The following is a 9,667-nucleotide window of genomic DNA, read 5'->3' on the forward strand; positions in this document are numbered from 1 at the left end:
CTGGGTTACAGACGTGTCATTCATGCACACCTGTGGATGAACCTGTGGACAACTCGAGGAGCGATGGGGGAAAGTGACGCGTGACACCTGATTCTGCCGATCCCCAGCCGTTCGATCCCGCATCGCGCGAGGCCACCCCGCGCCTCGCCTGGGCAACTCCGACGCCCGCGCTCGTCGCGGTCGCCGGCGGCGGGATCATCCTGGCCGTTGCCGCCATACTCGCTGGCGAACCCGCCAGCCGACTGCTCGTCGGGTTGGCGGCCGCTGGCCTGTTGGTGCTGGCCGGGCTGGGTTTTCGTCAGCGACCCCGGCTCGCCGTTGTGCCCGGCACCGACCCCCGCATGGTCGTGCGCAATCTGCTCGGCGCCGACGAATACGCTCGCGATCAGATCATCCGGGCCAGGGTGGTCGACTACCGCAGGCTCGGTCGCAAGATGCCGATGCTGGAAATCGACGTCGACCAGGACGGCACCGAACGGCTGTTGATCTTCGGCCGCTGGGATCTCGGCACCAGGCCCGACGATGTCTACGACACGCTGGTGCGGACCCTCCGATTGTCCGGCGAGACCACTCGCTGACCTTCGCGGGCCGAGTTATGCACAGGCCGCATCGGCTGATAGTCGACGCGGTCGCCAGCGAATCCGTGCGCGCGTAGATGAATCCCGCACCACCCTGGTTCACGCCGAGGCATGGGTAATCACTCCGTGGCACGGCTTCTCGTGTTTCACGTGAAGCCGTGCCCCGAATCTCGAATCAGGCCAGCGACATCGCGGTCGCGCCGATCACGCCGACCGCGATCAACGCGACCAGCGCCACGGCGACCCAGCCGATGAGGCGAGCCGTCTCTTGCGATTTCGCGCGCAGCCAGGTGGGCAGGAACAGGATGCCCAGTGTCGCGAGCGTGCCGGCGGCCAGCCCGCCGAGGTGTCCGAACAGCGAGATGCCCGGCAGCGAGAAGCTGATGAAGACGTTGATGCCGATCAGGATCAGCATCTGATTCGGGTTCTGCCGCAGCCGGATCAGGATGACGGTGATCGCACCGAACAGGCCGTACACCGCGCCCGAGGCACCCGCGGTCGAGGTGTCCTGTGAGAACACCATGACGGCGGCGGAACCGCCGAGCAGCGACGCGAGATAGACCGCGAGATACCGCAGCCTGCCGAGCACCAGCTCGGTATCCCGGCCGATCACATACAGCGCGAACATGTTGAGCAGCAGGTGGATCGGACCGTAGTGCAGGAAGCCGGAACCGATCACCCGGAACCACTCCCCATGGCCTACCAGCGGCGGAAACAGCACCCAGTCATGGAACAGCGCCGAGGTCCGGTTCTCCAGCAGGCTCTTCGACTGGGCCGCGGTGATCGCGAAGACCGCGACATTCACCGCGATCAGCGCGTAGGTCACATACGGCAGGGACGCCCTCGCCGCCGGCGCGCCCGCGACGGTACGCACCGGTGCCACCTCGCGCTGCTCTTGCCGAAGACAGTCGACACAGTGCTGGCCGACCGCCGCGGGGCGCAGGCATTCCGGGCAGGCGGGCCGTCCGCAGCGCGTGCACGCCAGGCCGGTCGGACGTTGGGGATGGCGAACGCACGTCGGCGCAGGCGGCTGGGCGGTCATAAGCTCATTCGATCGTGATCTTGGTGATTTCGACGGGTTCCAGTGGGCGGTCGTTGCGATCGGTGGCCGTGGTGGCGATCGCGTCGACGACCTTGCGCGACTCCGGATCGACGACCTCGCCGAAGATGCTGTGCTTACGGTTGAGATGCGGCTGGGCGCCGACGGTGATGAAGAACTGCGAACCGTTGGTTGCTGGCCCCGCATTGGCCATGGCCAGCAGGTAGCCGCGATCGAAGCGCAGTTCCGGGTGGAATTCGTCGCCGAACTCGTAGCCGGGTCCGCCGCGCCCGGTGCCGGTGGGATCCCCGCCCTGAATCATGAACCCGGCCATCACGCGATGGAACACGGCGCCGTCGTAGAACGGGCCGGTGCTGCCGCCGCTCGCGTTCGCGGTGGTGTACGGCGCCGAACCGTCGGCGAGGCCGATGAAATTGCGGACCGTCTTGGGCGCGTGGTTACCGAAGAGCGAGATCTTGATGTCGCCGCGATTCGTGTGGAGCGTCGCCACAGCGGTCTGATTCGGTGAGGTCACGCCGCAATGCTACGGTCCCGCCGCCCCGGAACTTCAGCGCACCGGCCGCTGCCACCGTGTCGGGTTGCGCCCGGCAGCCTGGATCCGGATCCGCGCGGTGGGTTGCCGTCTATGGACGGCAGCGTTCGGCGCCGCGTCTAGGCTGCGCGGTAGCCGCACCCGACCCGCTCGACCGGTGCGGATGAGCGGCGAATCCGCGACGCCGCGTGCGCCGCTGAGCTGGCGCTACTGCATGAACGGCCCGGTTGTGCCAGCATGGGCCAATGACCTTGGGGCCCCTACATGTATCCGCACGTACTCGTAACCGGCTCATTGTCGCGGCCGCCGTCGCACTGGCGGGTGCCGTGGCCTTGCTGATCCGCAGCAAGCGGCCACAGCCCCCCGCGCCCGCCCCGGCGCCGCCGCGCATCGGCTACTCCCGCAATGGCTCCGCGCCGACTCCAGTCACCGGAGTCAACGCGGAAAACGGGCGCTGACTAGCGGCTGACGGTCTTCTTGTACTGCCGCACGGCCAGCGGTACGAAGATCACCATGATCACCGCTACCCAGATCAGCGCGGTCACCTCGGGATGACGCAGCGACCAGACGGTAGGCGTCGGGGACAGGGGACTCGTATTGTGGAATAGATCGCGGCTGGCCTGGGTCAAGGCAGACACTGGATTCCATTCCGCGATCACCCGCAACACCGTCGGGAGCTTCTCGCTCGGCGTGAAGGTGTTACCGATGAAGGTCAGTGGGAAGACCACGATGAAGCTGGCATTGTTGAACACCTCCGGCGCCCGGACCAGCAGTCCGACGTAGGCCATGATCCAGGACACCGCGTAGGCGAACAGCAACAGCAGCACATAGGCCAGCACCGCGTCCAGGAACGAGCCGCGGATCCGCCAGCCGATCACCAGACCGGTCAACGACATCACCGTCAGGCTGACCACGTTGATCACCACGTCGCTGAGCGTCCGGCCGATCAAGACGGCGGACGGCGCCATCGGCAGCGAGCGGAATCGGTCGATGATGCCCTTCTGCATATCCTCGGCCAGCGCGGAACCGGTGAACGACGCACCGAAAACCACCGTCTGCGCGAAGATGCCCGCGATCAAGAACTCTCGGTACCCGCCGGGCACGTCGATCGCCGAGCCGAAGATGTAGGCGAACAGCAGCACGAACATGATCGGCGAGAGCGTCGAGAAGATCAGCACGTCGGGCACTCGCCTGATCTTGATGACGCCGCGCTTCGCGATGGTCAGGCTGTCGCTGGCCACCATCGACAATGTGCCGACGGGCGATGGCCGGTCGATAACAGCAGCCGTCGTGGTCATCGGGTCTGTCCTTCCGCCGCTTCGAGCTTGTCGGTCGCGCCGGGACCGTTGTCGTTGACCAGGTCCGCCGCCTCGTGCCCGGTGAGGGTGAGGAAGACATCGTCGAGCGAGGGCCTGCGCAGGCCGACGTCGTGGATCCGCACGTCGTGCTCGGCGAGCTTGCCGATCGCCGCGACCAGCGCCTGCGAGCCGTCCGACACCGGGACGGTGATGCGGCGCAATCCGGCCTCGACGTGAATCTCGCCGTCCGCCAGGCCTTTCAGCGCCCGCACCGCGGTATCGAGACGGTCGGCCTGATCAACGGTGAGCTCGATCCGGTCGCCGCCGACCATGGTCTTGAGCTCATCGGCGGTGCCGCGCGCGATCACCTTGCCATGGTCGATCACCGCGATCGCGTCGGCCAGCCGATCGGCCTCGTCCATGTGCTGGGTGGTGAGCAACAGCGTGGCGCCACCCGCCACCAACTCCTCGATGACATCCCACAGGTCGAGCCTGGCCCGTGGATCCAGGCCGGTGGTCGGCTCGTCGAGGAAAAGCACGGGCGGTTTGGCGACCAACGCGCCCGCCAGGTCGAGTCGCCTGCGCATCCCGCCGGAATACGTTTTCACCGGACGGTCGGCGGCGTCGCTGAGCCGGAAACGCTCGAGTAGTTCGCGCGCTCGCTCTTTACTGCGCTGCACACCCATGTGATACAGCCGTCCGACCATTTCCAAATTCTCGAAGCCGGTGAGGTATTCATCCACTGCGGCGTACTGACCGGACGCACCGATCCGGGAGCGCAGCATCCGTGGCTCGCGCAGCACGTCGATGCCCGCGACGGTCGCGCGGCCGGAGTCGGGGACGAGCAGGGTGGTGAGCACCCGGACCGTGGTGGTCTTACCTGCGCCGTTGGGTCCGAGCAGCGCGGTGATGGTCCCCTCCGGGACCGCGAGGTCGAGTCCGTCGAGGGCGACCAGATCGCCGTAACGTTTGACCAGACCCTCGGCGACTATTGCGTCGGGCATGATTCTCCTGAGTCGTAAGTTTCATGGGATGTATCTGCTCGAATGCGCTGGAGCGGTAACGATTTCCGATACTCGAGCCAGTATTGCGCCACCCACCGACAAATCAGTCGGTTCGTCCGGCGTTTCGATCATGAAGAAGTGCCGGCTCGATATCTTTGGGCGCCGTCCATTCCAGAACCTCCACGATGATCCCGTTGGGGTCGGTCACCTGAAACAGCTTCTCGCCCCATGGCTGCTCCATCAGCGGCAGGGTGATGGGCACACCCGCGTCCCGTAGTCGCGCCTCCTCGCGCGCGGCGTCATCGACGGTGAAGGCGATCGCGATGCCTTGCGATGGCACGTGCCGTTGCTCCTCCGGGAGCACCACGAGGCCGATCTCGTGCACCGCGATGCTCAGCGGCGCTTGCGGGTGCGTCAGTGACACGAAGCCATCGGCGGCGATTGCCTCGGTATAGCCGAAGTGATCGACGAGGAACCGTTGGGTGGCGGCGATGTCGGCCACGGACAGGCAGAGGGTGCAGGCGTTGATGCGCAAGCGTTCGATTCCTTCGGTGCAGAGTGCGATGAGTCTTACTCTCTACAAAGTACAGAGTTTTCGAACGGCTGCCAAGGACCCAAAAATTGGCCGTGAATTTCCGCCTCCCGACGGACAAAGGCCGCACCGCGATCCAGGCGGTGCTCGGGGGTGCCGGATCGAGGTGCGACCGGTTCGATACTCCCGCGCGACACCGGGCCGGGTCGCGGGTAGTTGACTACCCGATTCCCGGCCGCCCGGTACTCATGCCCGGGCGCGCCGATGCGAAAACGGCCGAGCGCCTTGGCCGCTCGGCCGATGCGACCTAGCCCCGGCCTGTCGCACACGAACGCATGTTCGCATCGGGCACGACATAATTCGGCTCTGCGGAATTGCCACGAAGACGACACGCGGTCCCTTTTCGCGGCCCGCCGAAGTGAATCGCGCATATCGGACAGCGATCCTCACCACACAGCGACCGGTCGGCATGTTTTACACCGCTCTCGACCCGCCGGGCCACACCTGGCAAAGAATAGGTATCAACCTGCGTGACAATGGTTTTGGCAAACAACAGGCCACCGCCGAACAGTGACCGACCGGGGACCCCCGAGTACCCGAAAAGACCCCGATCTAGCAGAAAGTAAGCCGACCCAAAAAATCTTGGAAAAGTGGCCCTCCCCACGCGCACACAATCGCGGAACATCGCGTAGGATCATTCAAGTCGGCCCCTCCCCCCCGGGCCGACCTTACGCGGGCCTCGGCTAACTCCCCCCCTTCGCCGAGGCCCGCTCCCCATTTCTGGACCAGGTCAGACCGCCTGATCTTCCCCCGGCCGCACCGATCGCCAGGCCGTAGCCAGCCGCTGATCGCGCACCCGTCCGGCGATCGCGAGCAGCGGGCGGTCCCGCTCCCAGCGTTGCCTGGTCTCCGAATCCACGGACGCCCACAGGGAATCCAGGTCCGCCAGCAACCGGGCGACGTACTCGAACGCACCACCCAGCGCGACGTGCACGCCCGGCGAACTCGGCGCATCGATGTCCAGCCCACGCACCGCCGCCACCACGGTCAGCAGCCGCTGCAGCACCGACTGCGACCAGCCCGACGCACGCGCCACCCGAACCAGCCAGCCCAGCGTCGCGGCGAGCACATGCACGTCCTCGATCGTGCGGAACGGCTTGAGGTAATCGAGGTAGCCGTCGCCCGGTAACACCACTGCCGCAACATCTGTCAGCGTCACCATGGCGTGCGGGATCTCCGGGGCGCACGGGGTCGCTGGCAGATTCGTCACGTGCACTCCGGCCTCGCGGACGTCGACCATGGTGGCGCGCAACCGATTCCGGCCGTCCTCGGCCACGCCCACACTGGCAAGCACCACCAGCCGGTGCGCCATCATGCCCAGCGTGGCAAAGGTTTTGGTGCCGTTGAGCCGGGCGCTGCCCAGCCCTTCGGTCAGCGTGGTCCGGATCGCCGACGGATGCCCGCCACCGGCCTCGGTCGCGCACAAGGCGACCAATTCGTCGGCGGGCAGATCGGGAATCAGCGTGCGCAACGCCTCCTGATATCCGGACAGGAAGGCGTAACCGAGCCGGTCCGCGCCGAAGCCACCCGCCAGGGCGACATCGACCGGCTTGCCGAATCGGTTCGCGGCCACTCGATGTCGCGTCCAGGCCGCGCCGACATCGTCGATCGGGGTCGCGGCGAGGGGTTCGGTCAGCAGGAAATCGAGCACGGAGTCCACTCCTGCACGGTAACCGGCGTGGCGGTCCCGGGCGGGTATCCAGTGCGGGGAACTCCAGAACTGGCCGAGGTCACATGCGGCACCGGGCGGGTTGGTCTACCGATACCGTTGCCGAACGCGCTCGCCGGAGTTCGGGCGCGTCGACCTCATCGTCGACGGTGGCATCCGCCGAGCCGCGGCTCCTTCCGTGCTACGAGTCACAGTTGGCTATTTGTCGACAGCCTCCCGATTCGTCGCAGCCGATCCGATCGGCTACTTCTGATAACTGACAGCATCACGCGTCACTGGGACTGACCACGGCAGACGGAACTTTCGAGGCACCCGACCACCGCGCGGATATCGACAACCCGCTCGCACCCACAGCCGGGCGATCGCTTGGCACCGCACCGGTGATCGTCTGGCAACCAACGGCGCTGCACATGCGCGTTTCACCGGCGAGCGGTAACACTGAAGAGTCACATCCGCAGCGAAAGGAGCCTGACCTGTGCCGAAACCGGACGAAGCACGCAAACGGGCACTTTTCGACAACGAGGCCAGATTGTCCTGGGTGCTGGCCGCATTGGCCGGATTGATCGGCGCCGCGGCATTCATGCATACCGCTGGCTACTTCGTAACGTTCATGACCGGCAACACCGAACGCGCCATTCTCGGCCACTTCCACGATCAGAACGACACCGCGGCCGCGGCGGCAGGCTTGCTCGGGTCGTTCGTCGCCGGTGTCGTGGTCGCCTCGTGGTGCCGCAGGCGCTACTGGTCCGGGCATCCACACGGCCCGACGCTGTTGACCACCTTCAGCCTCGCCACCGCCTCGATCATCGACATCATTCGATTCCAGAACCCGGAAACCGCCTCCATCGACTTCGTGCCGATCCTGTTCGTCGCGTTCGGCGTCGGCGCGCTGAACACCTCGTTCGTGAAGGAAGGTGAGGTGTCGGTGCCGCTGAGCTATGTCACCGGGACCCTGGTGAAGCTGGCCCAGGGCATCGAACGCCACATGAGCGGCGGCGACTACGCGGATTGGCTCGGATACTTCCTCCTTTACCTGAGTTTCGCGCTGGGCGCACTGCTCGGCGGATTGTTGAGCATGCTCGTCGCCGGGTGGGCCATGCTCATCACCGCGACGGTCGTCTGCCTGATCGTGACCGGCTACACCTACCTGCATCTCGATCGGCACGGTCCACTCTCCAGCGACTGACTCCGTGCACTCGTCGGTCGCGCCGGTTACGGTGGCCGCGTGGAGGAGAAATTCGGGGTCGACGCCGACCAGTTCGCGGCGCTCGTCCTGCACCAACTGACCGTTATCGGCGAGCACGACGCGCAATACCACCCCGCCGACTTCAAGATCGTCGTCGGCAGCCTGGACCTGTACCTGAGCAATATCTTCCGGGAGACCGCGCAGCTCCCGGCCGCCGAACGTGACGGACGAATCGCGAACTTCGTCGCCAGCGTCAAAGACGACGACGAGCCAGATACCTGGCCCGCGGTCCGGGCCATGCTGCGACCGATCCTGCGCCCCAACACCTTCGGGATCAACTCCGCGGCCGACGGCATGCGGCCTATCACCCGCCCCGCCTTACCGTTCCTCGACGAGCTGGTCGCGGTCGACCGCCCCCACTCCCGCTCGATCGTCTCCACCGCGACCCTGCGGGACTGGGACGTCAGCGCCGACGAGGTATTCGCCGCCGCACGCGAAAACCTCACCGCCCTGGTCGGTTCCGGCGGCTACCAGGGATCGGGCCTGATCCGCTTCGCCGACAACGGCGACGGCTACTGCACTTCCTGGCCCCTGGTCCCCGGCTGGCTGGTCGGTTCCGGCGACGGCACCCACCGCCCCATCGCCTTCATCCCCGACGTCGACACCTTGATCATCGTCCCCGACGTCGACGACCTGTCCGGCCTCTTCGACCAGATCGAGCGGCAGTACCGCGAAGCCGTCCGCCCCATCTCCCCCCAGGCCTACACAGTCGACGACAACGGCACCGTCATCCCACTGGACCAGTTCCCCGACCACCGCCACCGCGCCCTCGCCCAGCGCGCCCGATGTGGTTTGGCCATAACCGAATACAGCGCCCAGTCCGCCGCCCTAGCGGAAGCCGCCGACCACCACCTCGCTTACCCCGGCCACGACGACCTGGCTCCCGCCTTCGCAGGCTCACTCCTCTACGCAACCGCCGACACCGGCCCCTACACCGCCACCATCTGGGGCAAAGACGTCGAATACCTACTCCCAGAAGCCGACCGAGTCATCTTCTGCACCGAGGAAGACGGCCAAATGACCACCCTCTTCGAGGCCCCTTTCCCCGCCGTAGCCGAAATAGCCGGCCTGACCCCCATCCCCAACATGGTCCCCCGACGCTACGAAGTCCGCCACTGGCCAACCCCCGAAACCCTCGCCCGCCTGGAAGCCACCGCAATCCCCCGCTGAACAAGCGATAGCACCCCAGCCGAGATTGGCTGGGGTGCCACAGCTTTCGCCGCCGTCGCTTCCACACCTAACCACGGGCGTCCACACCGTCCATCCACCTGTTAACTCAGTTCGCGCAGCACAGCCCAAAACAGCCGAACTATAGGGCTCGTCACGATCACACTGAGCTCCGGCCAACTCCCCAGCGCAGCACGCAGATAGATCGCAGGGCAAAGATAGATACAGACCCCGCCGGGCAGACTTGAAGCGATTGGCGAGTGACCGAACGTGGGAAGGTAGTCCCACGACAAGGCCAGCAGGCGGTCACCGAGCCAGCAAACAACCCCGAATAGTCCACCTACGAAGGTCGGCACACCTGAGAGGGGGGTCCGGGGGGCGAAGCCCCGCCGGGCGGGGCGTGGGGGGGGGGGGGCCCCCCCCCCCCCCCCACAAAGAAAAAGCACCAGCCGGGGTTTGGGTGTGGGGCCAGGGACGGCGGGGCGCCGCGGAGAGAGAACCCCAACACCAACCACACAAAG

At 66.2% G+C, this 9,667-nt stretch carries 10 protein-coding genes; 4 read left to right on the forward strand and 6 right to left on the reverse strand.

The window, feature by feature from the left end:
• The first annotated feature begins 80 nt into the window (after positions 1-80).
• Complete coding sequence (locus tag ACIA8C_RS41795; protein WP_397144835.1) at positions 81-578, forward strand: PH domain-containing protein; 498 nt, start codon at positions 81-83, stop codon at positions 576-578.
• Between the two features lie 175 nt (positions 579-753).
• Here the strand turns inward: ACIA8C_RS41795 and ACIA8C_RS41800 are convergent, their stop codons facing one another.
• Entirely contained in the window at positions 754-1,620 is an 867-nt protein-coding gene (locus ACIA8C_RS41800; RefSeq protein ID WP_397144837.1) for a rhomboid family intramembrane serine protease, read from the reverse strand.
• Between the two features lie 4 nt (positions 1,621-1,624).
• Positions 1,625-2,152 carry a peptidylprolyl isomerase gene (locus ACIA8C_RS41805; protein WP_397144839.1) on the reverse strand — a complete coding sequence of 176 codons (528 nt, stop codon included), beginning with the start codon at positions 2,150-2,152 and terminating at the stop codon, positions 1,625-1,627.
• A 263-nt stretch (positions 2,153-2,415) separates the two neighbouring features.
• Here ACIA8C_RS41805 and ACIA8C_RS41810 point away from each other — a divergent pair, with 263 nt between their 5' ends.
• Positions 2,416-2,628: a hypothetical protein gene (locus tag ACIA8C_RS41810; RefSeq protein WP_396994889.1), complete on the forward strand. Its 213-nt coding sequence runs from the start codon at positions 2,416-2,418 to the stop codon at positions 2,626-2,628.
• Here the strand turns inward: ACIA8C_RS41810 and ACIA8C_RS41815 are convergent, their stop codons facing one another.
• The 4 genes from ACIA8C_RS41815 to ACIA8C_RS41830 form a co-directional block, all read right to left on the reverse strand.
• Complete coding sequence (locus ACIA8C_RS41815; RefSeq protein ID WP_397144856.1) at positions 2,629-3,414, reverse strand: ABC transporter permease; 786 nt, start codon at positions 3,412-3,414, stop codon at positions 2,629-2,631.
• A gap of 50 nt (positions 3,415-3,464) precedes the next feature.
• A complete protein-coding gene (locus tag ACIA8C_RS41820) occupies positions 3,465-4,472 on the reverse strand; it encodes an ATP-binding cassette domain-containing protein (protein WP_397144841.1) in 1,008 nt (335 codons plus the stop codon).
• Positions 4,473-4,575: 103 nt separating this feature from the next.
• Positions 4,576-5,007: a VOC family protein gene (locus ACIA8C_RS41825; RefSeq protein WP_397144843.1), complete on the reverse strand. Its 432-nt coding sequence runs from the start codon at positions 5,005-5,007 to the stop codon at positions 4,576-4,578.
• Positions 5,008-5,794: 787 nt separating this feature from the next.
• Entirely contained in the window at positions 5,795-6,724 is a 930-nt protein-coding gene (locus ACIA8C_RS41830) for an acyl-CoA dehydrogenase (RefSeq protein ID WP_397144847.1), read from the reverse strand.
• Positions 6,725-7,208: 484 nt separating this feature from the next.
• Here ACIA8C_RS41830 and ACIA8C_RS41835 point away from each other — a divergent pair, with 484 nt between their 5' ends.
• Both ACIA8C_RS41835 and ACIA8C_RS41840 read left to right on the forward strand, forming a co-directional pair.
• Positions 7,209-7,919, forward strand: coding sequence for a YoaK family protein (locus ACIA8C_RS41835; RefSeq protein WP_397144849.1), 711 nt, complete (start codon positions 7,209-7,211; stop codon positions 7,917-7,919).
• Positions 7,920-7,958: 39 nt separating this feature from the next.
• The gene (locus ACIA8C_RS41840) at positions 7,959-9,149 is read left to right on the forward strand and encodes a hypothetical protein (RefSeq protein ID WP_397144851.1); all 1,191 of its coding nucleotides are present in this window, start codon (positions 7,959-7,961) and stop codon (positions 9,147-9,149) included.
• Positions 9,150-9,667: the final 518 nt, after the last annotated feature.

Source organism: Nocardia sp. NPDC051321 (genome assembly GCF_044455225.1).
Taxonomy (GTDB): Bacteria; Actinomycetota; Actinomycetes; order Mycobacteriales; family Mycobacteriaceae; genus Nocardia.

Excerpts from the sequence above, each read along its gene's own strand:
- ACIA8C_RS41800 (WP_397144837.1), bottom strand. The coding sequence starts at position 1,620 with ATGACCGCCCAGCCGCCTGCGCCGACGTGCGTTCGCCATCCCCAACGT.
- ACIA8C_RS41810 (WP_396994889.1), top strand. The coding sequence starts at position 2,416 with ATGACCTTGGGGCCCCTACATGTATCCGCACGTACTCGTAACCGGCTC.
- ACIA8C_RS41815 (WP_397144856.1), bottom strand. The coding sequence starts at position 3,414 with ATGGTGGCCAGCGACAGCCTGACCATCGCGAAGCGCGGCGTCATCAAG.
- ACIA8C_RS41820 (WP_397144841.1), bottom strand. The coding sequence starts at position 4,472 with ATGCCCGACGCAATAGTCGCCGAGGGTCTGGTCAAACGTTACGGCGAT.